Raw genomic sequence first — 23,214 nt, forward strand, 5'->3', positions numbered from 1 at the left:
GGAGGGAGTGGTCGTGGAACGCGTCGATCAGGCGGTCCAGGGCGAGCAAGTGGCCCCGCAGAAGGGCACGGTGACGCAGCGTGCCATCGAGGAGATCAAGGCGATGATCGCCGAGGGCCGGCTCGAACCCGGCCAACGGCTGCCCACGGAGCGGGAACTCGCCGTCCGGCTGGGCATCTCCCGCAGCTCGATGCGCGAGGCGATCCGCGCCCTCACCGTCATCGGCGTCCTCCAGGCACGGCACGGCTCGGGCATCTACGTGACCCAACTGGAGGCGGGCGACCTCCTGGAGACGTTCGGCGTCGTCGCCGACCTGTCCCGTGGCCCCCGCCTGGTGGAGCTGCTCGAAGTGCGCCGCGTACTGGAGTCGACCGCCGCCGCACTGGCGGCCGCACGGATCACGGACGCCCAACTCTGCGTGGTCGAGGACCATTTGCTGGCGATGAACGCCACCGACGATCCGGAGGAGATCCTGGCCCACGACCTCGACTTCCACCGCGCCGTCTCCGCGGCCGCGGGCAACGCCACCATGGCGGCCATGCTCGAGGGCCTCTCCTCGCGGACGTTCCGGGCGCGGGTCTGGCGCGGATACCAGGAGGCGGGCGCCTTCGAGCGCACGCGCCGCGAGCACGCCCGTATCCACGCGGCCCTCAAGTCCCGTGACCCGGAAGCGGCCCGCGCAGCCGCGGCGGCTCACGTCGGCGAGGTGGAGCAGTGGCTGCGCACCCAGAGGGACTCGCTCTGACCGCATGGCCGCCCCGCTGCGCACGGTCGCGGCTCCCCCGGCACCGAACCCGGCACTGAACTGCACGGCACACCTCCGCACTGGCCCGGCACGACCGACCGAACAGGAGAGCGCACCGTATGACAGTGAGCCGCAGGACCTTCCTCACCGCGACCGCCGTGGCAGCGGCCGGCACCTCCTGGGTGCTGACCGCCGGCCCACCCGCCTCCGCAGCAGCACGTGACGACGCCTACCGCCTGCCCATCGGCCCCGACGACACCATCGACCAACTCGTCGAGACGGCCGCCCGCATACGCCCGACCGAACGTCAGATCACCTGGCAGCGACTGGAACGAACCGCGTTCCTGCACTTCGGCGTGAACACCTTCACCGGCCTCGAATGGGGCACCGGCGACGAGGACCCCGAGGTGTTCCAGCCCGCCCGGCTCGACACCGACCAATGGGCGCGGGCACTGCGCGACGGCGGCTTCAAGCTCGCCGTCCTCACCGTCAAGCACCACGACGGATTCGTCCTCTACCCCAGCCGCTACACAGGGCACACCGTCGCCGCGAGCTCCTGGCAGGACGGCCGTGGAGACGTGGTCCGCGCGTTCACGGACTCCATGCGCCGCCACGGCATCAAGGTCGGCCTGTACCTCTCCCCCGCCGACGAGAACCAGTACCTGCACGGCGTCTACGCCAACGGCAGCCCCCGCACCGCACACACCGTCCCGACCCCTGTCGAAGGCGACGACCGCACACGCGACGACACTCCTCGCACCTTCGAACTGCAGGGCACGGACTACGGCGCCTTCATGCTCAACCAGCTCTACGAGGTACTCACCGAGTACGGACCGGTCGACGAGGTGTGGTTCGACGGCGCGCAGGGCCGGATCCCGGACGACAAGGTCGAGGAGTACGACTGGGACAGCTGGTACGCGCTGATCCGCGCCCTCGCACCGCAAGCCACCGTCGCGGTGAGCGGCCCCGACGTGCGGTGGGTCGGCAACGAGGGCGGACTGGCCCGGGAGGACGAATGGAGCGTAGTCCCGGTCAAGGAGGAGAACTACGGCCGTACGGATATCGCGCTGCCCGCCGACGCACCCGCACACGGCACCCGGGACGCGCTCCTCGAGGCCCGCACGGTCGCCACCCACCTGCAGTGGTGGCCGGCCGAATGCGATGTCTCCATCCGGCCCGGCTGGTTCTACCACGCGGACGAACAGCCCAAGTCCGTGGACGAACTCACGGACATCTACTTCCGTTCCGTGGGCCGCAATTCGGTGCTGCTGCTGAACATCCCGCCGGACCTGCGCGGACTCCTGCCCGACGCGGACGTGGACCGGCTGCGCGCGTTCCGCGCCCGCGTCGACGCGGAACTGCCCGAGGATCTGGCGCGCGGATCAGCCGCATCAGGGGACGGCAGGGGTGCCGGCCGCGCGGTCGACGGCGATCCGGACACGGCCTGGGTCGCACCGGCGCCGGCGCGAGGGAGCGTGCAGATCAACCTCGGCCGGGAGCTCGATGTGGACCGCGTCCGCCTGGCGGAGGACGTCCGGCACGGTCAGCAGGTCGAGCAGCTCGTGGTCGAGGCCCGGGTCGACGGGGCGTGGAAGACGGTCGCCGAAGCGGGAGTCGTCGGGATGAGCCGCATCCTGCCGCTCTCCGATGTGACGCGGGCACAGCACTGGCGCTTGCGGGTCACCGCTTCGCGGCAGGCGGCCCGGATCAGCGAGTTCGGCCTGTACAAGTCACGCCGCTGATCAGGGGCGGCCGCCACGGACGGCGGCCGCCCGCCGACCGAGAACTCAGTCCACGCTCGGCAGGATGTGCGGCTCGGCGAGGTCGTCCTCGTAGCCCGCGAGCCGGATGGGGGCCGAGCGGGCCCACACATCGAGGCTGCCGAGCTTCTTCGGGTGCCCCTTCGCCTGCCTGCGTTCCTTGGGGTGGTCTTCGCTCTTCGTCTTGTCCGGTGTCACCGCGCACTCCTTCTGTGTCGGGTAACCCCCGGGTCTCTCGCCGACCCGGGTATCCCGGGCCACCGGGCCACCCGTCGGGGCTCGTGATGGGCAGTTCGGTCGCGGTGGCGCCGGTAACTCGTTCGGGATTCGGCCGTGGTGACCGGCTTGTCCCGGGACGGGGTTTGTGGGTGTGGGTGGGACCCAATCGGGCTGTCCGTCCGGTACAGGGTAACCATATGAGCGGGACCCTGCTCGATGGGGCCGAAAATTGCCCCGGATTGTTGTCAACCCCCGTCCGCCCAGCGTCTCAGCGCCGTGTTGCACCCGCATGACGGGCCCATACCGGAAGGCCGTACCAGCACAGACCGAACCAGACCACCATCGCGACGACCGCCCAGACCGCGAGCGAGTCGTCGAGGGCGATCCGCAGGACGAGCAGCAGCGCACTCGCCATCGTGCAGAGCAGCAGCACCAGGCCCAGCAAGGTCATCCGGGACGCCCAGACGACGGTCTCCGGTTTGAGGCGCCGCCCTGCGACCATTCGGTGGAACGCGACCGGTCCGATGAGCGCCCCCATGGTCGCCGCACCCAGAAGCACAGTGACCACATAGATCGCACGATCGGCACCGGACAACGCGTCGAAACGTGGCTGGAACACCACGGTCAGCAGGAAGCCGAACATGATCTGCACACCGGTCTGCGCCACCCGCAGTTCCTGCAGCAGTTCGCCCCAGCGCCGGTCGGCCCGCTCCTCCGGAGATTCCCTGCGCCCCAGTACCCGCCCATCGTCGTCCGGCTCGAGGGGATTTCCGGGCAGCTTCGCACCATCGGTCATGAGCTCCACCTTCCAGGGACCGGGTATCCCACCCGGCGCCGTCCATCCCGGGCCTCGGCCGGCAGGCGAGGTTCAGCTCCTGTTGACCCCGCGGACAGCACCCCATGGTGTGCTGCCGGTACCCGCCGCCCGCCGGGGCGTCCGAGGGCCGAAGGGAGCGCCGCGCATGGACATCCGTACGGGACCGCCGCACAGCGTCGACCACCTCATACAGCTGTTGTACGCCTGCCGGGGAGCCTCGGACACTTCGTACGGCAGCGGCGATCCGGTGGATCTGCACGACCACGCACTGCGGACCGCGGCCCTGCTGCGCCGCTCGTATCCCAGCGACAAGGAGCTGCAGACCGCGGGGCTTGTGCACCGCATCGGGACGGTCCTGCGGCCGGGCGAGGCCGCACCCGCCCGGCTGGCGGCCGACGCCGTTCGCCCGCTGCTCGGAACCCGGGTGGCACGGCTCGTACTGCTGCAGGCGCCGGCCGGACGCAGGCTCGCGGCGAAAGGCGCCATGACGGAGGCGGAGGCCTCGGACTTCGACCGCGACCCGTACGCCGAGGACGCGCTGACCGTGCGGCATGCCGCGGACACCGCGAAGATCACGGGTTTCGGCGTCGGCGTCCTGGAGGACTGGCGCCCGGTGCTCGAACTCCTCGCAGCTGCTGCGGCAGCCACGTCTCACGCATGACGGCGTCCGGGCCGGGCGGTACTGCCTCCCGGTCGGGACGCCGACGCGGCTGCGCGGCCTACCAGTTGGCGGGCGCGTAGTCCTTCAGGAACACTCCGTACAGGTCCTCGCCGGCCTCGCCGCGCACCACGGGGTCGTAGACCCGGGCCGCGCCGTCGATGAGGTCGAGCGGGGCGTGGAAGCCCTCGTCGGCCAGGCGCAGCTTGTCGTAGTGCGGGCGCTCGTCGGTGATCCAGCCGGTGTCGACCGAAGTCATCAGGATCTGGTCGGTACGGAACATCTCCTGGCCGCTGGTGCGCGTCACCATGTTCATCGCGGCCTTCGCCGCGTTGGTGTTGGGGTGGCCCGCGCCCTTGTAGCCGCGGCTGAAGACGCCCTCCATCGCGGACACGTTGACGACGTACGCGCGGCCGCTCGCCGCCTGTCGCGCGGCCGCCGCCATCGCCGGACGCAGCTTGCTGATCAGGACGAACGGCGCCGTGTAGTTGCACAGTTGGGTCTCGAGCAGCTCCACCGGGGAGATCTGCTCGATCGTCTGCACCCAGGTGTTGGAGTCGACGACGTCGGGGACGAGGCCGCCGGCGTCGATGGCGGTGCCGTCGCGGTGCCGGACGACGCTGGCGTTGCCCGCGACCAGGGCCAGGTCGGCGACCTCCTGCGCGTCCATGCCCGAGATGCCGGCGGGCAGGGCGGCCAGTGCGTCGACGGCGCCGGAGTTGAAGGCCCCGATGACGTGGTGGGCGGGCAGTTCCCCGGCGGGCAGCGGTGCGCTCTCGCCGTCGACCAGGGCGGCGTACGCGGAGGGCAGTCGGCGCACGGTCTGGGTGGCGTTGTTGATCAGGATGTCGAGCGGGCCCGCGTCGGCGACCCGGTCGGCGAGCGCGACGGCCTGGGCCGGATCGCGCAGGTCGATACCGACGACCTCCAGACGGTGCATCCAGTCCGCCGAGTCGTCCATCGCCCTGAAGCGGCGGATGGCGTCCTTCGGGAAGCGGGTGGTGACCGTCGTGTGCGCGCCGTCGCGCAGCAGTCGCAGCGCGATGTACATGCCGATCTTGGCACGGCCGCCGGTGAGCAGGGCCCGCTTGCCGGTGAGGTCCGCGTGGGCGTCTCGTTTGGCGCGGTTCTCGGCCGCGCACTTCTGGCAGAGCTGGTGGTAGAAGGCGTCCACCTCGACGTATCGCGCCTTGCAGATGTAGCAGGAGCGGGGGCGCTGGAGTATCCCGGCGATCTCGCCGGCCGCCGAGGAGGACGGCAGCAGACCCTGGGTCTCGTCGTCGATGCGCTCGGCGGAGCCGGTGGCCGTGGCGTGGGTCACCGAGCGGTCGTGGGCGGTCTTGGCCGCGCGGCGCTCCTGGCGGCGGCGCTGCTTGACCGTGCGGTACACCCCTGCTGTGGCCCGGCGCACCTTGATCGCGTCCGGGTGGTCGACGTCGATCTTGTCGAGCTCGTCCAGAACGGACAGGCAGACCGCGAGTCGTTCCGGGTCGATTCCGGGGCCGAACTCCTCGGCGTCCGCGGCCTGTTCGGCGCCGGCCGTGGGCTCGGGAACGCGCGGGCCGTCCGCCGCCGCTTCGGGGTCGAGCCCCTGGCCTTCCGCTGTCACCGTCATCGCCGTTCGTCCTCGTACTCACTCGGGCCCGGCTGCGGCCTTCGCGCGCGGGTCATGAAGCATCCAAAAGGGAAACTTTACGTAGGCACGCGTGTTCTCTCCAAACCGCTCGGCCCCGGGGGCAGCGAGTGCCCCCGGGGCCGAGCGGCCTGCGACTGCCGTCAGTCGAGGGCGGGCGGAGCCGCCTCGGGTGAGGTGCCCCAGTCGGAGGGCTTGTCGCCGACGGTGAGGGACAGCGAGCGGGCCCCGCGGATGTCCTCGGTCGTCAGATAGGTGTGCTCCTGCGCGTCACCGTCGAGCGTCGCCGACTGGATGTAACGGTCGGTGTCCGAGGTGCCCTCTGCGGTGACGCTGAGCGATCCGCTCGGGTAGTAGCGCCGGTCCAGGTCGATGTCGACCCGGTCGAAGAGCGGCGTGGACAGCCCCCAGGTGTCGGTGCCCGGCTGTACCGGGAAGATCCCGATCGAGGAGAGCACGTTCCACGCGGACATGGTGCCGAGGTCGTCGTTGCCGGTCATTCCGGTCGGCCCGTCGGTGAACAGGGTCAGCGCGGCGTGCACGACGTCCGTCGACTTCCACGGCTGGCCGGTGGACAGGTAGGTGTACGGGGCGATCAGGTCGGGCTCGTTCTGCGGGTTGTACTTGTCCGCGTTGTAGTAGTCGTACGGGCCGTTGACCCAGACCTCGCGGGCCGTCTTCGCCGGGTCCTCGAGCAGTTGCTCGTAAGCGAAGAACGAGTCGAGGCGCTCGTTGGTGGCGTCCTTGCCGCCGATCAGGTCGATCATGCCGGGCAGGTCCTGCGGCACGAGCCACTGGTACTGCCACGACGTGCCCTCGTGGAAGCCCTCGGACTTGGCCGGGTCGGCCGGCCCGGTGAAGGCGCCCTTCTCGTCCTTCGCCCGGAAGAAGCCGGTCGACTCGTCGAAGATCGTCCGGTAGTTCTGTGCGCGCTCCCGGTAGCGGGTGGCGTCCGCGTCGTGTCCGAGGTCCTCGGCCATCTCGGCGAGCATCGCGTCGGAGAGTGCGTACTCCAGGGTGGCAGAGCCACCGTGGTCGTAGTCGGAGTCACCGGGCTTGGCGTGCTCGCGGTCCTTGATGTACGGGGCGAAGCCGTCCTTCAGGTACTCCTCGTTCGCCTCGCGGCCGACCGCCGGGTGCTCGGTGGGCGGCACGGAGTCGGCGTTCTTCTTGAGTGCGCGGTACGTCTCCTCCTCGAACCCGTCGAGCAGTCCCTGCTTGTAGGCATTGGTGAGGAACGGCGTGACCGGGTCGCCGGTCATGATGTTCGTCTCGACCGTCCCGTACGCCCACTTGGGCAGCCAGCCGCCCTCCTCCTCGATCTTGAGGATGGATCGGGCCATGTCCCGGGACTCCTGCGGGGCGAGCAGGGCGAGGAGCTGGGCCTGGGTGCGGTAGGTGTCCCACAGGGACCAGTTCTGGTAGTACGTGAAGCCCTTGGCGCGGTGGATCTTCTGGTCGTGGCCGGTGTACCGGCCGTCGACGTCGCTGCCCACGTTCGGGGCGAGGAAGGACCGGTAGAGCGAGGAGTAGAAGGTGCGCCGCTGCTCCTCGCTGCCGCCCTGGGCCCGTACGTCGCCGAGTCGCTTCTCCCACACGCGGTCCGCCGCCTCGGCCGTGTGGTCGAAGTCGGGGCCGCCCTCGGCGCGCAGGTTGCGGGAGGCGCCGTCGGCGTCCACGTAGCTGATCGCCGTGGTGGCCTCGACGGTGCGGTCCTCGGAGGTGTCGAAGCGCGCGTAGGCACCGTTGCGGCCTTCGCCGGTGGACTCCTTGGATCCCGCGGTCACCTTGTCGCCCTTCCAGGTGCCGGAGGTCTCGAAGGGCCGGTCGAAGCGGGTGACCGTGTGGATGGTGTACGGCTCGGTGTCCTGGCAGAAGCCGCTGCCGGTCATGGAGGTGCGGATCGTCCGACTGTCCAGCACCTCGACCTTGGTGGACTCCGTCTTGTGCAGCGACTGGCCGGAGTTGAGCATCACGTTGGCCTTGTCGGTGGCGGGGAACGTGTAGCGCTGCACCCCCGTCCGCTCGGTGGCCGACAGCTCCGCCGTGATGCCGGAGTCGAGACCGACCTTGTAGTAGCCCGGGCGCGCGCTCTCGTCGTCGTGACTGAACTTCGCCGCGTACTTCTCGTAGTCGGTCTCGGTGATGTCGCCGGTGGTGGGCAGCGTCGGCAGGTCGCCGCCGAGACCGCAGCCGACGCCGGAGATGTGCACGCTGCTGAAGCCGCGGATCCGGTCGTCCTCGTAGTCGTAGCCGGTGGTGTGTCCGGTGTCGGGCGAGAGCTGCACCATCCCGAACGGCACGGCGGCGCCCGGATAGGTGTTGCCCTCGTTCTGGGAGCCGATGAACGGGTTGACGAGGTCGGTCAGCCGCTCGTCGGCGGGCTTCGCCTGCGCGGACGGCACCGCGAGGAACCCGCCGAGGAGTGCGGCCGCGGCGACTGCGACTCCCGTGGTGCGCGCCCGAGCGCGCCTGGGCCAAGACATGCGGGGGTCCTCCCGGGGGATCGGACAACGTTGTCAGACGGCGCGGTCATTCTTCGGCCCGCGCCCAACTCCCGTCAAGGGGCCGGACGGTGATGACCTCAAGCGATACGCCCCGGCGGGACTGCCTGCCGTCTGCGCGCACGAAGCAGGGGCCGGCACCCACTTGGGTGACCGGCCCCTGCCCCCGAGACGACTCGCTTGCCGGAGACGGCTACTGACGGGCCGTCATCGACCGGCGCCCCGTCACTGCTCCGCCTTCGGGAGCTTCGCAGGCGCGGCGGTCTCGGCGTTCGCCGCGTCGGCGAGTGCCTGCGCCGCCGCCTCCGCGGCCTGCGCCGTGTCGTCCGCAGCCTCGGTGGACCGGTCCTGGGAGGCCGGCTTCTCCTTGGTCGCCGGCGACTGCGGCAGGTTCTCGCCGAAGGCCCGGGACACGCTCTGCAGTGCGGAGGTCACCTCGCTCGGGATCATCCAGAACGTATTGCCCTCGCCCTGCGCCAACTCCGGCAGCACCGTGAGGTACTGGTACGCGAGCAGCTTGGGGTCCGGGTCGTTGCGGTGCACCGCCTGGAACACCTCGTCGATGGCCCGGGACTTGCCCTCGGCCTTGAGGATCTCGGCCGTACGGTTGCCCTCCGCGCGCAGCACCGCCGCCTGCTTGTCGCCCTCGGCGGTGAGGATCTGCGACTGGCGCTGGCCCTCGGCCCCGAGGATCGCGGCCCGCTTGTCGCGCTCGGCGCGCATCTGCTTCTGCATCGCGTCCTTGATGGACTGCGGCGGGTCGATCGCCTTGATCTCCACACGGTTGACCCTGAGGCCCCATTTGCCGGTGGCGTCGTCGAGTACGCCGCGCAGCTGGCTGTTGATGGTGTCGCGCGAGGTGAGCGTCTTCTCCAGGTCCATGGAGCCGACCACGTTACGCAGCGTGGTGACGGTCAATTGCTCGACGGCCTGCAGGAAACTGGCGATCTCGTAGAAGGCGGCACGGGGGTCCGTGACCTGGAAATACAGCACCGTGTCGATCTCGACGACGAGGTTGTCCTCGGTGATGACCGGCTGCGGCTGAAAGGACACCACCTGCTCGCGGAGATCGATCACCGGGTGTACGCGGTCGATGTACGGAATGACGAGATTGAGGCCCGGGTTCAGCGTGCGGTGATATCGGCCGAGCCGCTCGACATTACGGGCCCGCGCCTGCGGCACGATGCGGACCGCCCGCACCACGGTGAAAACCGCGATGAGCGCGACGATCACGCCGGCGATCAGGAACGCCGAAACTTCCATGGCTCACTCCCGGGGGTACACGAGGGCGGTCGTGCCGGCAATCTCGATCACATCGACCGTCGCCCCTGCTGGAATCACCAGCGTCTCGTCGTAGGCACGAGCCGTCCATTCCTCGCCGCCTATCCGGACCCTGCCGCCGAGACCGGTGACCTCGGAGAGGGTCGTCGCCGCGGAGCCGATCAGGGCCTCCACGCCGAAGCGTTCCGTCTGAGGTCTGAGAACGTGACGCAGTGCAATAGGACGTACAAAAAGCAGACCCACCGCGGAGACACCGGTGAACACCAGAAACTGCAGCGGGACCGGAAGGCCGAGCGCGGCGGTTCCCGAGGTCACCAGGGCGGAGATGCCGAGGAGTCCGAGTGCGGCGGTCAGCGTGAAGATCTCCGCCACTGCCAGGACCCCAGCGACGATCAGCCAGATCAGCCATGGATCCATCGCAATCCCCTCTTGGCGCCGCGGTGCAGGGCAAAGGCGTTGACGATTGGCGGGTGTTTTTCGGTGGACTTCTGGTGGCCTTGCGTAGAGCTTACTGCGCGTGGGTTTGCGGGTAGGCGAAGAGACCGTTCGGCGGCCTCGCTCACCGACGGAATGGGGTCGTCTTCCAGTGAAGCGGTGTGTGGACTGGATGTCGATACATCCGCCTCTTTGCCCTCTCTTTACCCATCTCGGTAACCAGGGAACCTTCACGCAGCCGGACAAAACACCTCGCCCACGCCCGCGGGCCCCCGGCCCCGCCCCCCGAGGGGACAGGACCGAGGGCCCGGTCGTGCGCCGCGCAGCTGCTCAGCTTCCCGAGCAGTCCATCGACCCGGGGTCCGCCGCTTCCTTGATCAGCGCGTCGTGTGCCGCCTTGAGCCGGTCCACGTCGGGCTTCATCACCTTGCGGTCGTAGGTGAGCAGGCCGTTCAGCTCGCCCTCCAGGTCGGTGATCTGGGTGTAGACGGCACCGTTGCTTCCCTCGCAGGCGAAGTCCCTGACCTCACCGAGGAGCCTGAGGTATTCGTCGGTGTACTCGTCACGCTCGACGCCCACATAGGTGTGGCGTACGGGCCAGGCGTGGCCCGGCACCGCGAGGCCGAGTCCCCCGTACTCACCCGTGACCAGCGCGCGTTTGCCGTCGGGATCCGGCAGGAGCGGGCTCGGATAGCCGTGGGCGTCCGAGATGTCACCGTTGCCGCCGTCGACCGCCCCGCAGCAGTTGTGTCCGCTCATGTTGTTCACGAGCCTGCTCGGGTCCCACTTCTTCGCCTGGTCGGCGATGCGGGCCTGGTCGTACTGGCCCCAGCCCTCGTTGAAGGTGACCCACATGATCACCGACGGGCTGGAGACGTGCTGATCGATCATCTGCTTCATCTCGGACTCGTACTGGGTCCGGGACTCCTCGTCGGGCGTGACACCGGACGTCATCGACGGCATGTCCTGCCAGACGAGCAGCCCGAGCCGGTCCGCGTGGTAGAACCAGCGGTCGGGTTCGACCTTGATGTGCTTGCGGACCGAGTTGAAGCCCAGTTCCTTGTGCTTCTTCAGATCGAACTCGAGAGCCTCGTCGGTCGGCGCGGTGTGCAGACCCTCCGGCCAGAAGCCCTGGTCCAGGGTGGCCATGGAGAACACCGGCTTGCCGTTGAGCACCGTGCGCTGCTTGCCGTCGATCTCCTTGACCTCGATGCTGCGCATCCCGAAGTAGCTGTTGACGGCGTCCTGTTCGCCACCCTCACCCACGGTGACCTCGAGCTTGTACAGGTGCGGGTCGTCCGGCGACCACAAGTGCGGGTCGGGGACGGGGAGTTCGAGGGTGCTGCCGCCCTTGCCGCTGATCCTGCCGACCTCGCGGCCCTCGTCGGTCGCGACGGCGGTGACGGGCACACCGTCGGGCACACCGTTCACGTCCACGGTGAGCTGCTCGTCCTCGATGTCCGGGGTCAGCTTCAGGCTGTCGGCGTGGTTCTCGGCGACCGGCTCCATCCACACCGTCTGCCAGATACCGGAGGACGGGGTGTACCAGATGCCGCTCGGGTCGAGGCGCTGCTTGCCGATGGGCGGGTTCTCACCGTCGGCGGCGTCGGTCGGGTCGTACACGCCGACGATCAGTTCCTGCTTGTCACCGGGCTCGAGGGCGTCGGTGATGTCGACGGCGAAGCGGTCGTAGCCGCCCTTGTGCTCGGTGACCTTCTCGCCGTTGACGTAGATCTCCGACTTCCAGTCGACGGCGTCGAAGTTGAGCTTGAGGCGCTTGCCGTCCCCGACCTTCCATCCCTCGGGCACCGAGAAGTCGCGCTTGTACCACATGCGGTCCTCGTGGCGTTCGATGCCGGAGAGCTGGGACTCGACGGGGTAGGGAACCAGGATCTTCTCGTCGAGCTGCTTGCCGACGGGCGGCTCCTCGCCGGCCTCGGCGCCGGCGAACTCCCACTGGCCGTTGAGGTTCTTCCAGTCCTTGCGGGTCATCTGCGGACGCGGGTACTCGGGCAGCGGGTTCTTCTCGCTGACGTCGTCGGCGAACGGGGTCTTGAGCTGGTACTCGGAGTCGTTCTCTCCGGTGCTCCAGAACGATCCGACGGTCTTGCCGTCCGCGCCCGTGAGTCCGCCCTCGCCGTCGTAGCGCAGATCGGCGGTTCCGCCCTGGCCGACGACGGGTTCCTTCAGCTCGACCAGGAGGCTGCGCGGGTCGTCGGGGTTCGCGCTGATCTTGCCCAGGGGCCATTCGGCGCCACCGATCACGGCCTGGACGTGGTCGCCGATTCCGGCCGGGGGCGCGGCGAGTTCCTGCGCGAAGTCCAGACGCAGGGTGCGGCCGTCCTTCAGGACGGTGCCGGCGATGGCACCGTCGTAGTCGAATCCGTCGGGGAGGCGGAACGCCGACTTCGGGACGGGCTCCTTGTCCGCGCCCGGACGGATCCAGTTGAGGTGCAGGTTGGACCCGCCCTCACGCTCGAAGTACTCGACCTTGATGTCGTGTTCCGTGCCCTCGGTCAACTCGACGGGCTCGGAGGTCTGTTCGTTGTCCCAGTCGTCGACCCAGTGGTCGATGGCGAGTTCGTCGTCGATCCACAGCCGGAAGCCGTTGTCGCCCTTCATGGTGAAGGTGTGGGCTCCGGTGGTCTCCGGGACGATCTTGCCGGTCCAGCGGATGCTGGCGTCGTCGGACTGGCCGGTTGCCTGGGTCAGTCGTGACTCCAGGTCGTCGAAGTCGATGTCGGGGTCGAACCCGGTGGCCTTGAGCTCGTCGAAGTCGAAGGCCCCGGAAGCTGATTGGGTGTAGTACTCGCCCTTGAGACCGTGTGGCTCGACCGGCTCGTCGGCTGCCGATGCGGACGGCATCGCGGTGAGTCCCGCGATGCCGAGCAAGGCAGCCAGAAGTAGGGCCAGTTGTCTTCTCAATCGCACAGATACTCCTTCGTGGGGAAGGGTGGCGGCTCGTTGCGTCAGTCTGTACAACGTTGGAAGGAACGGCAGTTGGCATGACAGCACGGCTTCAAGGCTCTGTCCAGGGTCATGACAAGCAGCCAGTACAAGTGCCTGTATAACGATGTACGGACAGGCAGGGGCCGACTCGGGTACAAGCCCTGGCCCCGGAGGGGAATCTTGTGAGGGTGAGCCTCAAGGACGTCGCCGAACGCGCCGGCGTCTCGATCAAGACCGTGTCGAACGTGGTGAACAACTACGCGCACGTCACGCCAGGGATGCGGACCCGCGTGCAGAAGGCCATCGACGAGCTCGGGTACCGGCCGAACCTGACCGCCCGCCATCTGCGCAAGGGCCGGACCGGCATCATCGCGCTCGCCGTACCGGAGCTCGGCAACCCGTACTTCGCGGAGTTGGCCGGCGCCGTGATCGACGTCGCGGCGGACCATGATTTCACGGTGCTGCTCGACCACACCCAGGGCGACCGGGAGCAGGAGGTCCTGGTGAGCCAGGGGTTCCGGGCCAGAGTGATCGACGGTCTGATCCTCAGCCCGCTCGAGCTCGAGTCGGACGATCTGCGCAGCCGCACCGACGACGTGCCGCTGGTGCTGCTCGGTGAGCGCGAGTACGACCTGCCCTACGACCACATCGCCATCGACAACGTGGCGGCGGCGCGGGCGGCGGTGCGTCATCTCACGGGCCTGGGGCGTACTCGTATCGCGTTCCTCGGGGCCCGGACGGACACCGCGAACCAGCCCGCGCATCTGCGACTCCGGGGCTGGCGGGAGGCGTTGAAGGAGTCCGGCATCGAGCCCCAGGAGTCGCTGGTGGCGTCGGTCGGCGGCTGGGACCGCGGCGACGGCGCCGTGGCGATGGCCAGGATGCTGGACTCGGGTGTGCGGCCGGACGCGGTGTTCGCGTTCAACGACCTGGTCGCGATCGGTGCCATGCGGGTGCTGCACGAACGGGGTCTTCGGGTGCCGTGGGACGTGGCCGTGGTCGGGTTCGACGACATCGCCGAGGGACGGTACGGGGCGGTCACCCTGACCACGGTGTCGCCCGACAAGCACGCCATCGCACGGCTGGCCGTCGAGTCCGTGATCAGCCGGCTCCGCGGCGCCGAATCGGCGGGAAACGAGCCCGACGGACGCGAACTCACCGCGGAATTCCAGCTGGTGGAGCGAGAGAGCACACTCGGCCGCCGCTGAGGAGCGCGGGCGCCAGGGCCGGTCCCGTGCGCACGCGGACACTGCCACTCGCCGCGCCCCGCTCCTTACGCGGAGGGTTTACAGAGTCCTTCCAACGATGTAAAACGTGCTCCTGAACGGAGAGTTGACCGTCACAGCCGATCACCCACGCGAGCCGAGCGCCGCGGGGCCGCGCCATTCTGGGGACGCCATGAAGTCGACCGCTCAGCTGGGCCGCACCACCGTCAGAACCCTGGTCGCCACCGGGCTTTCACTCAGCCTCGCTCTCACTGCGGGCGCCTGCGCGAAGTCCGAGGACGACGGGGGCAGCAAGGACAAGGACAAGGGCGCATCCGGAGACGGCGGCCAAGTGGTCGCCGACCCGAGCACCGGTAGCGGAAAGACCTGCACCATCGAGCAGTTCGGCAGCGAGAAGATCGACCTGAAGAACGCCACGGTCGGCTTCTCGCAGTCCGAGAAGGAGGCCAATCCGTTCCGTATCGCCGAGACGGCCTCCATCAAGGCCGAGGCCAAGAAGCGCGGCATCAAGCTGCTCACTGCCAACGCCCAGACCCAGTTCTCCAAGCAGATCAGCGATGTACAGGACCTGATCGCCAAGGGCGCGGACCTGCTGGTCATCGCACCGCTCAACTCCGACGGCTGGGGCCCGGTGCTGCGCGCGGCCAAGGCCAAGAAGATCCCGATCGTCACCATCGACCGGAAGATCAACTCCAAGGCCTGCAAGGACTACGTGAGCTTCATCGGCTCCGACTTCGTCGAGCAGGGCAAGCGCGCCGCCGACCAGATGATCGAGGCCACCGGCGGCAAGGGCGAGGTGGCGATCCTCCTGGGCGCGCCCGGCAACAACGTCACCACCGAGCGCACCAAGGGCTTCAAGGACCGGATCAAGGAGAAGGCCCCGAAGCTGAAGGTGTCCTTCGAGCAGACCGCCGAGTTCTCCCGCGAGAAGGGCCAGCAGGTCACGGAGCAGCTCATCCAGTCCAACTCGAAGATCGGCGGCATCTACGCCGAGAACGACGAGATGGGCCTCGGCGCGGTCACCGCGCTGAAGAGCGCCGGCAAGAAGGCGGGCGACGTCAAGATCGTCACCGTGGACGGCACCCGCAACGCGGTCCAGGGCATCGTCGACGGCTGGATCTACGGCGTCGTCGAGTCCAACCCGCGCTTCGGTCCGCTCGCTTTCCAGACCCTGGACACCTTCACCAAGGGCGAGAAGGTCTCCCAGGACATCGTGATCAAGGACTCCGCGTACACCGAGAAGAACGCCAAGTCCGACCTCGGCAAGGCGTTCTGACCATGACCGTCGCACCACAGGCGCCGGGGCAGCCGCCACCGGAGCACGCGGCGCCCGCCCTGGCCGTCACGTCCCTGACCAAGCAGTTCCCGGGCGCTCTCGCCCTGGACGGCGTGGACTTCGAGGCCCGGGCGGGCGAGGTACACGCCCTCATCGGCGAGAACGGCGCCGGCAAGTCCACGCTCATCAAGGTCCTCACGGGTGTGTACCAGGCCGATGCCGGCCAGGTCCGCTACCTGGGTGACGAGGTGCGTTTCGGCACTCCCCTGCAGGCGCAGGACGCCGGGATCTCCACGATCTACCAGGAGGTCAACCTCGTCCCGCTGATGAGTGTCGCCCGCAATCTCTTCCTCGGCCGCGAGCCGCGCGGCCGGCTCGGGCTGATCGACTTCCGCTCGATGCACCGGGCGGCGGACGAGGCCCTGCGGGACTTGGGCGTACGGGTGGACGTGACCCGCCCGCTGCGCACCCTCGGCGTCGGTGCCCAGCAGATGGTGGCGCTGGCCCGCGCGGTCTCGGTCGACGCGCGGGTCGTCATCATGGACGAGCCGACCTCGTCGCTCGAACCCCGCGAAGTGGCGACCCTGTTCGGGGTGATCCGGATGCTGCGGGACCGCGGGATCGCGGTGATCTACGTGAGTCACCGCCTGGAGGAGCTGTACGAGATCTGCGACAGCGTGACCGTGCTCCGGGACGGCCGACTCGTGCACACCGGCCCGATCGCCGAACTCGACAGGCTGCGGCTCGTCGCGCTGATGCTGGGCCGGGAGATGGGCGAGGTCCGCGACGAGGGGGTCACCAAGTTCTCCGGTGAGCACGCTGCGGTCGGTGAACCCGTGCTGCGGGCCGCAAACTTGACGCTGAGTCATACCCTGGATTCGGTCTCGGTCGAGGTCCGTCCCGGCGAGGTCGTCGGACTCGGTGGACTGCTCGGATCCGGTCGCAGCGAGACCGCGAAGGCGATCGCCGGCGCACTGCCGCCCGACTCCGGCCGGGTGGTGGTGGCGGGCGCCGAGGTGCGTACCGGATCCACACCGGCGGCGATCCGGGCGGGTATCAGCCTGCTCCCGGAGGACCGCAAGGCGGAGGGCATCGTGCCGGGGCTCTCCGTACGCGAGAACATCGCGCTCGCCGCGCTGCCGGGCCTGTCCCGGTTCGGTCTGGTCGACGAGTCGCGCATCGACCGCATCGTGGAGACCTTCATGAAGCGGCTGCAGATCAAGGCGTCGAGCCCGCACCAGAAGGTCGGCGAACTCTCCGGCGGCAACCAGCAGAAGGTGCTGCTGGCCCGCTGGCTGGCGATGCAGCCCAAGGTGCTGCTGCTCGACGAGCCGACCCGCGGCATCGACGTCGGAGCCAAGGCAGAGGTGCAGAAACTCATCGACGAACTGGCCGAGGACGGCCTCGGCGTGCTGTTGATCTCCTCGGACATGGAGGAGCTGGTGGAGGGTTCGGACCGCGTGGTGGTCCTCAAGGACGGTGGTGTGATCGCCGAGTTGGCGGGCGACCAGGTGACCGAGGACATGCTGCTGCGCGCCATCGCGGCGCCCGCTTCGGCAGACGCCGCGCCGCCGCCCGACGGTCCCGCCGACGCCGCTGCGGACAAGGCGGCGCCCAAGGTCCCCGGCGTACGCAAGGAGGTCGGGGATGACTGATCTCGCCCTGCGCCGCCCCGAGTTGGACCGCGCCCGTGCCCTGCGCCTGCTGCAGGACTACGGCGTCTACGCGGGCGTGGTCGTACTGATACTGGTCAATGTGCTGATCACTCCGAACTTCGTGTCGGGTGAGAACTTCCGCACCCAGGCCGTCCAGGTCGCCCCTGTCATGATTGTCGCGCTCGGTATGGCGCTGGCGATCGGCTCGCAGGGCATCGACCTGGCGGTGGGGTCGGTGATGGCCCTGTCCACCTCGCTGCTCTCGCTCTATCTGGGGTACGGGCCGTGGGTCGCGGTCCTGATCGCGATCGTCGGCGGCATGGTCATCGGCCTGGCGAACGGCTCGTTGATCGCCTTCGTCGGGGTCCAGCCGATCGTGGCGACACTCGCCCTCATGGTGGCCGGGCGCGGACTTGCCCTGGTCCTCCTCCCCCAGCTCAAGGACGTCCGGGACCCGGGCATGGCCACGCTCGGCTCCGGCAGTGTGGCCGGCATCCCGTACCTGGTCATCATCGCCGCGGCGCTCGCGGTCGCGGTGGCGTTCGTGGTGCGGCGCACCACGTTCGGACGCCAGCTCCTCGCGATCGGCGACAGCCGGCCCGCGGCGCAGCTGGCCGGCCTGCCGGTTCGCAGGGTGCTGATCATCGTCTACGTGGTCTCCGGTGCGCTCGCGGCGATTGCGGGTGTGATCGCCACGGCACGCCTCACCGCGAGCGACCCCACCTCGCTCGGCAATCTGATGGAACTGTCCGCGATCACCGCGGTGGTGGTCGGCGGCACACCGCTGACGGGCGGCCGGGTTCGGATCGGCGGCACGGTGGCCGGAGCCGTCCTGATCCAGCTCCTCACAGCCACCCTGATCAAGCACGACCTGCCGCCGTCCTGGACGCAGATCGCGCAGGCGATCGTGATCATCGCCGCCGTGTACGCGGCGCGGGAACGGGGGAAGCGATGACCACCGACACGACAGGACCGGAAGTACAGGCGAAGGACCCGACGCCGAGTACCGAGCAGCCGCTCGGCGCCAGCCGTTCCGAACGCCTCACCGCGCTCGCCCAGCAGCACGGGGCCCTGGTCGCACTCGTCGTCATGGTGCTGGTCGCGAGTCTGAGCTTCGACTCCTTCCTGACCGGCGACAACCTCGAGAACATGGCCGTGTCCTCCGCGTTCCTCGCGGTCGTGGCACTGGGCATGACGTTCGTGATCATCACCGGGGGCATCGACCTCTCGGTGGGCTACGTGTTCGCACTCGGCGGCGTACTGGCCGCCTGGGGATCGCGGCACGGGACGCTGGTCGCCCTGCTGCTGCCGCTCGCTGTGTGCGGCCTGATCGGCCTGGTCAACGGGCTCCTCATCGCCCGGGCACGGCTCGCTCCGTTCATCGTGACGCTGGCTGCGATGCTGCTGGCCCGCGGGCTGCTCCTGTCGGTGACGGACGAGGGCTCCGAGACGTACCTGGTCGACAAGGACTCCTTCTTCGCCCGGCTCGGCCAGGAGAAGCTCCTCGGCATCGGTCTGCCGGTGTGGATCACAGTGGTGCTGTTCGGCGTGGGCGCACTCGTCCTGCGGCGCAGCCGCTTCGGGCAGTACGTGTACGCGGTCGGCGGCAACGAGGACGCGGCCGCCCTGATGGGCGCCCCCGTGGCCCGTACGAAGATCGCGGTGTACACGCTCTCCGGGCTCTGCGCCGGACTTGCGGGTGCGCTGAACGCGGCCTGGCTGATGTCGGGTGTGACGATCCTCGGCACCGGCATGGAGCTGGAGGCGATCTCGGCCGTAGTCATCGGCGGGACACTGCTCACGGGTGGCTTCGGCTTCATCAGCGGCTCGCTGGTCGGCGTGCTGCTCCTGAAGGTGATCCAGAACGTGATCAACCAGATCGGCTCGCTCGACTCCGCGTACCAACAGGTGGTCAGCGGCGCCTTCTTGGCGTTGGTCGTGATCGCTCAGACGTGGTTGGGACGGCGCCGCAGAATGCTGTGACCGCCGATCCGGCCACCGCGACGGGGTGTCCGTCGCACCGGGGCATCCGTTCAGGAGGGGAGCCCCGGTGCGGTCGGGTCAGCGCCGTCCGCCGAATTCCCAGCTGTGGACCTCTACTTGGGCGTACCGGTGCGGGGCGAGAACGTCCCGAGCGGCATCGGGAGACGGGGCCCGCAACAGGGCGGCAGTGCCGAGCCAGTTGGCCGCGTCGTCCGACAACAGAGGCCCATGGGCGATGAGTCGGCCGTCCTCGGTCGGGCGTTCCAGGTCCGAGACCGGGTCCGGGGCGAGCCCCAGGACGAAGTAGCGGTCGCTCCCCTCGCTGCCGCCCGGGAAGTCCCACATGGTGCGGCCGAGGGAGTTGCGCCAGCGGCGCAGCAACACGTCCCGGTACACGCCGGCCTGGAAGTTGGGCTCGTCGAAGGCGAAGGCGCGGGCCGCTGCGGCATCCGGCAGGTCGAGGATGTGCAGGCTCCCGGTGAGAGTGTCACTGCCCGCGGCGAACGTCGGCCCCCGGGCGATCATCTCCTTCGCGTATCGGTCCATGTACGACCAGTGCGACTCGATCAGTTCACCCCGCAGCGCCTCGGACTCGGAACGGTCGCGGTGCCAGCACAGGTACTCCATGCCGCCGCACTCTCGCCGAACGCGGCCGCGAAATCAACCGTCCTCAAGATGCCCCGACGGCATCGACGGCGGCAGCGACGAAAGAGGCGACCAGGCGGCGGCGGTCGTCCTGCGACCAGGCGAGGACCAGTTCGCTGTCGGGGGCGTCGGTCACGGGGCGGTAGACCAGGCCGGGGTCCATGGGCTCGGCCAGCGAGCTGGGCAGGATCGCCACCGTACGCCCCAGTCTGATCATGTGCAGGGCCTCGGCCGCGTCCGTGACCTCGGGCCCGTGCGCGGCATCAGGTGCTCCGGTCCAGCGCACACCCTTCCAGCGTGGCAGCGGCTCCTGGGCGAGGTCGGCGAGCGTGATCTGCGCGCTGGAGGCGAGCCGGTGGTCCGGCGGCAGGATCGCCACACGGCCTTCGACCCGCAGCGTCTCGTGGTCGAGTCCGGTCATGTCGTCGAACGGCGCGTACAGCAGGGCGACATCGGCACGGCCGTCGCGGACGTGGTCGGCGCGGTCGGTGGCTCCACCGAAGAGGATGTCCACCTGGCGGGCGTCCGGCCGGTCGGCGTAGGCGGCCAGGATGCCCGACAGCAGATTGGCGTCTCCGCCGGGTTTGATCACCAGGCGCAGGTGGGCCTGCCGATCGCCGGCCCGGCGGGCCTTCTCGGCAGCCGCGCCGACAGCGTTGAGTGCGTGCCGGCCGTGGTGCAGCAGCGCTTCGCCTGCGGGGGTCAGGGCGGTACGCCTGCTGGAGCGCTCGAGGAGGGTCACTCCGAGTCGGGATTCCAGCCGCCTGACCGCCTTGGACAGGGCCGGCTGCGCGATGGCCAGGCGAGCAGCGGCGTGACCGAAATGCAGCTCCTCGGCCACGGCGACGAAGTACTCCAGCTCTCGGGTCTCCAGTTCGGCCATGCTCCGAGACTACCGTCGCATCGATTCCTGGCAGGCATGGAACGAGAACGGACGGATCTTGGACGGTCGCGCGAAATGCCTGTTCTCTGGAGGCATGATTCACCACACGATGATCGTTGCGTTCGACCATCCGATTCCCACCGATGAGCTCGACGCCTACCTCAGGGAGTTCGAGGAGCTCGTGAGCGGGTCCGGTCTGGTCGAGTCGTTCGCGGCCCGGCACCATATCCGCGTCCCGGGTGACGACCACTCCCCCGTGGCCGTCGCCAGCGCGGTCCTGCAGCTGCGTCTGGCCGATCTCGACGCTCTGAACGCCACGTTCACGATGCCGGGGGCGCTCGATCTCATCCAGCGGTGGCAGGGCCGCCACCCGTACAAGGCGATCTGGGTCAACCACGAGCCGCTGACCTGAGCAACCACTGGGCCCCGCAGACCGGTCGAATGGCCCGGCGGAGGCTCCCGGCTTACGTTGGATTCATGCGGCTCAGAGCACCCGGGCCCTGCGCGCTCGTGCTGGTGGCAGCGGTCGGTCTGGTGCCGGCCGGTGGCGCCGCGCACGCCGCCGACCCGGTCTCCACGGTGACGTTCGGCAAGGCGGACCGCACCGAGGCACTCGCTTACTGGACTCCGCAGCGCATGCGCGATGCGGGGGCCGCGCTGGACGAGGGCGCGACGCCCGCGAACCTGAAGCCCTGGAAGGGCCCGCGGATGGCCGCCGTCGGACGGCTCTTCTTCGTCGACGACAAGGGCAACGACTCCTGGTGCACGGCCACTTCGGTGCCCGGCCGGAACCGTTCGACGGCAATGACCGCGGGGCACTGCGTGCAGTTGCCCGCCTCCCCCGGCAACCACCACATCTCGATGGTGTTCGTGCCGGCCTACGCCGAGGGCAAGCAGCCCTACGGGGCTTACGCGGTACGAGGGTTCGCCATGCCGCGCTCCTGGGAGCAGGACGACAAGGTCGATGTCGCGGCCCTGGCGGTCGACCCCGGCGACGGCCGGGATCTCGCGGACGCGGTGGGCACCCTGCCGGTGGCCTTCACCGACCGGCCGGGCGGCAGGGTCACGGTGTTCGGCTATCCGGCCACGAGCCCGGAGCGCGGCGAGCGGCTGCTCTTCTGCGCCGGGACCGCTCGCGCCGCGGACGGCCACGCCCAGAAGGTCCCCTGCGGCATGGGCGGCGGCGCGAGCGGCGGGCCGTGGCTCGCCGGCTTCCACCGCGATCAGGGCCGGGGCACGGTGGTCGGAGTGACGAGCTACGGCGACTCGGCTACGGAAAGCAGCACCACCTCGGCGGAGCTGCTCGGCCCGGACGCGAAACGGGTCCACGACCGGGCTCAGGGCATGTGAGTACCGCGCGTCGAGCACGATCTGCCGATCGCCGACCGGTCGGCCTGTCACGGCAGTTGCCCCGATCGCTGCGGATCCGAGAGAGCCCGTCGGACCGCGGCTGCCGGAAACGGCGTGCGCTTGCTCCGCGTGACGAGCCGGTGATGGAAGTCGTCCAGGACGATGGCGTGCCGCGCATGCCGGTCGATGATCGCGCCGATGCCGGGCGGCACGCCGTCGGGTCGGCGCCCCTCCACCCAGTCACGCAGGAAGGCTCCGTGTTCACTGCCGCCCCTGACGTCGTCCGGCAGATAGTGGCGAAGCAGATGGCTCGGCGCGAAGGAGCGGTCATACACGAGGTGATCGGTGAGGAAGTCGGCTTCCTCCGCCGAGAGTTCGAAGTCCCGGCTCGACGCGAGCCCGAAGTCCGCGAAGTAGACCTGCCGTCCGTCGGTCAGCAGATTGGCGAAGTGTGCGTCGAAGTGCACGAGCCCGTGGGCCCTCATGAACTCCGTCCCCCGCAGGAGTTCGTCTTCCACCCAGAGATACGGCGACGGGCCGCACGCGTCCTGCTGGGCCGTGTCGCGGATCTCGCCGAGTCGGCCGGCGAGGGTCTGCGGCACGCGCTCCAGGAAGAGGACCAGACTGTGCGAGGAACTGCCGATGGCCTCGAGCCGACGGCCCACGGCCGGTGACCCTTCCCAATGTGCGACGGCCCCCTCGACGCCGCCGAACTCGTCGGCGAAGTCGGCAGGGGGACGGTCCGGGAGCACCCGCCAGTGGTACAGCAGGGGGAAACCCGCGTACGCGTCCCTCAGGACCCAGCCCGTGGTGATGATGTGCGTGGCCAGCTCTCGCCAGGCTCCGAACCCCGTCGAGCCCACCCCGTACTGGTAATGGAGGGGCAGCCCGAACAGGTTCGCGGTGGACCGCAGGTGCTCCGGCTGCAACTCGATGTCCGTCAGCGGCACCCGCTTGACGAAGACGCCCCTCCCCTCGATCTCCAGCTCCGCCGACCTGCCTCCGATACCGGAGCCCAGACCCGGCGCGGCGGCCACGGCATCCGCGAGTCGCCGATCACTGAACAGCGACAACCGTGCACCCACGGCCGCGTAGGCGGACGTTCGTGCGGCATGCCCTGACCCGGCCCCCTCAGGCGGCGGCTCGGGCACAGCGTCGGGAATCACGCCGTCGATGATGCCAGGCGGCGGGACAC

The 23,214-nt window shown here is 69.3% G+C and carries 20 protein-coding genes; 10 read left to right on the forward strand and 10 right to left on the reverse strand.

All coding sequences use genetic code 11. The features are described 5' to 3' along the window. The first annotated feature begins 13 nt into the window (after nt 1–13). Both DSC45_RS03650 and DSC45_RS03655 read left to right on the forward strand, forming a co-directional pair. Nucleotides 14–745 carry a FadR/GntR family transcriptional regulator gene (locus DSC45_RS03650; protein ID WP_240434441.1) on the forward strand — a complete coding sequence of 244 codons (732 nt, stop codon included), beginning with the start codon at nt 14–16 and terminating at the stop codon, nt 743–745. Between the two features lie 119 nt (nt 746–864). Then, the gene (locus tag DSC45_RS03655) at nt 865–2,487 is read left to right on the forward strand and encodes an alpha-L-fucosidase (protein WP_119287044.1); all 1,623 of its coding nucleotides are present in this window, start codon (nt 865–867) and stop codon (nt 2,485–2,487) included. Between the two features lie 45 nt (nt 2,488–2,532). Here DSC45_RS03655 and DSC45_RS35610 read toward each other — a convergent pair whose 3' ends face one another. Together DSC45_RS35610 and DSC45_RS03660 are read right to left on the reverse strand one after the other, a co-directional pair. Then, nucleotides 2,533–2,703 carry a hypothetical protein gene (locus DSC45_RS35610; RefSeq protein WP_162929114.1) on the reverse strand — a complete coding sequence of 57 codons (171 nt, stop codon included), beginning with the start codon at nt 2,701–2,703 and terminating at the stop codon, nt 2,533–2,535. Nucleotides 2,704–2,992: 289 nt separating this feature from the next. Then, nucleotides 2,993–3,520, reverse strand: coding sequence for a DUF6328 family protein (locus DSC45_RS03660; RefSeq protein WP_240434442.1), 528 nt, complete (start codon nt 3,518–3,520; stop codon nt 2,993–2,995). A gap of 166 nt (nt 3,521–3,686) precedes the next feature. Between DSC45_RS03660 and DSC45_RS03665 the strand changes: the two genes are divergently transcribed. Further along, the gene (locus DSC45_RS03665; protein ID WP_119287046.1) at nt 3,687–4,202 is read left to right on the forward strand and encodes a metal-dependent phosphohydrolase; all 516 of its coding nucleotides are present in this window, start codon (nt 3,687–3,689) and stop codon (nt 4,200–4,202) included. A 58-nt stretch (nt 4,203–4,260) separates the two neighbouring features. On the opposite strand, the gene DSC45_RS03670 is transcribed toward DSC45_RS03665, so the two are convergent. From DSC45_RS03670 to DSC45_RS03690, 5 genes are all read right to left on the reverse strand, one after another. Beyond that, the gene (locus DSC45_RS03670; RefSeq protein ID WP_119287048.1) at nt 4,261–5,814 is read right to left on the reverse strand and encodes an SDR family NAD(P)-dependent oxidoreductase; all 1,554 of its coding nucleotides are present in this window, start codon (nt 5,812–5,814) and stop codon (nt 4,261–4,263) included. A 161-nt stretch (nt 5,815–5,975) separates the two neighbouring features. Further along, nucleotides 5,976–8,318, reverse strand: a complete 2,343-nt coding sequence (locus DSC45_RS03675; protein ID WP_119287049.1) for a GH92 family glycosyl hydrolase — start codon at nt 8,316–8,318, stop codon at nt 5,976–5,978. Between the two features lie 243 nt (nt 8,319–8,561). Next, nucleotides 8,562–9,599: an SPFH domain-containing protein gene (locus DSC45_RS03680; protein ID WP_119287051.1), complete on the reverse strand. Its 1,038-nt coding sequence runs from the start codon at nt 9,597–9,599 to the stop codon at nt 8,562–8,564. 3 nt (nt 9,600–9,602) lie between these two features. Next, nucleotides 9,603–10,034 carry an NfeD family protein gene (locus DSC45_RS03685; protein WP_119287053.1) on the reverse strand — a complete coding sequence of 144 codons (432 nt, stop codon included), beginning with the start codon at nt 10,032–10,034 and terminating at the stop codon, nt 9,603–9,605. 348 nt (nt 10,035–10,382) lie between these two features. Then, nucleotides 10,383–12,917 (reverse strand): PA14 domain-containing protein, encoded by a 2,535-nt coding sequence (locus DSC45_RS03690; protein WP_119287658.1) that lies wholly within the window; start codon nt 12,915–12,917, stop codon nt 10,383–10,385. Nucleotides 12,918–13,183: 266 nt separating this feature from the next. On the opposite strand from DSC45_RS03690, the gene DSC45_RS03695 reads away from it, so the two are divergent. The 5 genes from DSC45_RS03695 to DSC45_RS03715 all read left to right on the forward strand — a co-directional run bounded on the left by DSC45_RS03695 (nt 13,184) and on the right by DSC45_RS03715 (nt 19,141). Then, complete coding sequence (locus DSC45_RS03695) at nt 13,184–14,209, forward strand: LacI family DNA-binding transcriptional regulator (protein WP_119287055.1); 1,026 nt, start codon at nt 13,184–13,186, stop codon at nt 14,207–14,209. Between the two features lie 190 nt (nt 14,210–14,399). Then, nucleotides 14,400–15,503, forward strand: coding sequence for an ABC transporter substrate-binding protein (locus DSC45_RS03700; RefSeq protein ID WP_119287057.1), 1,104 nt, complete (start codon nt 14,400–14,402; stop codon nt 15,501–15,503). A gap of 2 nt (nt 15,504–15,505) precedes the next feature. Beyond that, entirely contained in the window at nt 15,506–17,158 is a 1,653-nt protein-coding gene (locus tag DSC45_RS03705; protein WP_119287059.1) for a sugar ABC transporter ATP-binding protein, read from the forward strand. Continuing rightward, a complete protein-coding gene (locus DSC45_RS03710; protein WP_119287061.1) occupies nt 17,151–18,113 on the forward strand; it encodes an ABC transporter permease in 963 nt (320 codons plus the stop codon). Before DSC45_RS03705 ends, DSC45_RS03710 begins: the two co-directional genes overlap by 8 nt. Further along, complete coding sequence (locus DSC45_RS03715; RefSeq protein ID WP_119287062.1) at nt 18,110–19,141, forward strand: ABC transporter permease; 1,032 nt, start codon at nt 18,110–18,112, stop codon at nt 19,139–19,141. Before DSC45_RS03710 ends, DSC45_RS03715 begins: the two co-directional genes overlap by 4 nt. Nucleotides 19,142–19,219: 78 nt before the next feature. Here DSC45_RS03715 and DSC45_RS03720 read toward each other — a convergent pair whose 3' ends face one another. Together DSC45_RS03720 and DSC45_RS03725 are read right to left on the reverse strand one after the other, a co-directional pair. Continuing rightward, entirely contained in the window at nt 19,220–19,768 is a 549-nt protein-coding gene (locus DSC45_RS03720; protein ID WP_119287064.1) for a YciI family protein, read from the reverse strand. Nucleotides 19,769–19,811: 43 nt separating this feature from the next. Beyond that, entirely contained in the window at nt 19,812–20,669 is an 858-nt protein-coding gene (locus tag DSC45_RS03725; protein ID WP_119287066.1) for a LysR family transcriptional regulator, read from the reverse strand. A 94-nt stretch (nt 20,670–20,763) separates the two neighbouring features. Here DSC45_RS03725 and DSC45_RS03730 point away from each other — a divergent pair, with 94 nt between their 5' ends. Further along, a complete protein-coding gene (locus DSC45_RS03730; protein ID WP_119287067.1) occupies nt 20,764–21,081 on the forward strand; it encodes a hypothetical protein in 318 nt (105 codons plus the stop codon). Between the two features lie 65 nt (nt 21,082–21,146). After that, on the forward strand, nt 21,147–22,019 hold the full coding sequence (locus tag DSC45_RS03735; protein WP_119287069.1) for a trypsin-like serine peptidase: 873 nt from the start codon (nt 21,147–21,149) through the stop codon (nt 22,017–22,019). Between the two features lie 47 nt (nt 22,020–22,066). On the opposite strand, the gene DSC45_RS03740 is transcribed toward DSC45_RS03735, so the two are convergent. Then, the gene (locus DSC45_RS03740; protein ID WP_240434443.1) at nt 22,067–23,185 is read right to left on the reverse strand and encodes a protein kinase family protein; all 1,119 of its coding nucleotides are present in this window, start codon (nt 23,183–23,185) and stop codon (nt 22,067–22,069) included. Nucleotides 23,186–23,214: the final 29 nt, after the last annotated feature.

This window comes from Streptomyces sp. YIM 130001, assembly GCF_003574445.1.
Classification (GTDB): domain Bacteria; phylum Actinomycetota; class Actinomycetes; order Streptomycetales; family Streptomycetaceae; genus Streptomyces.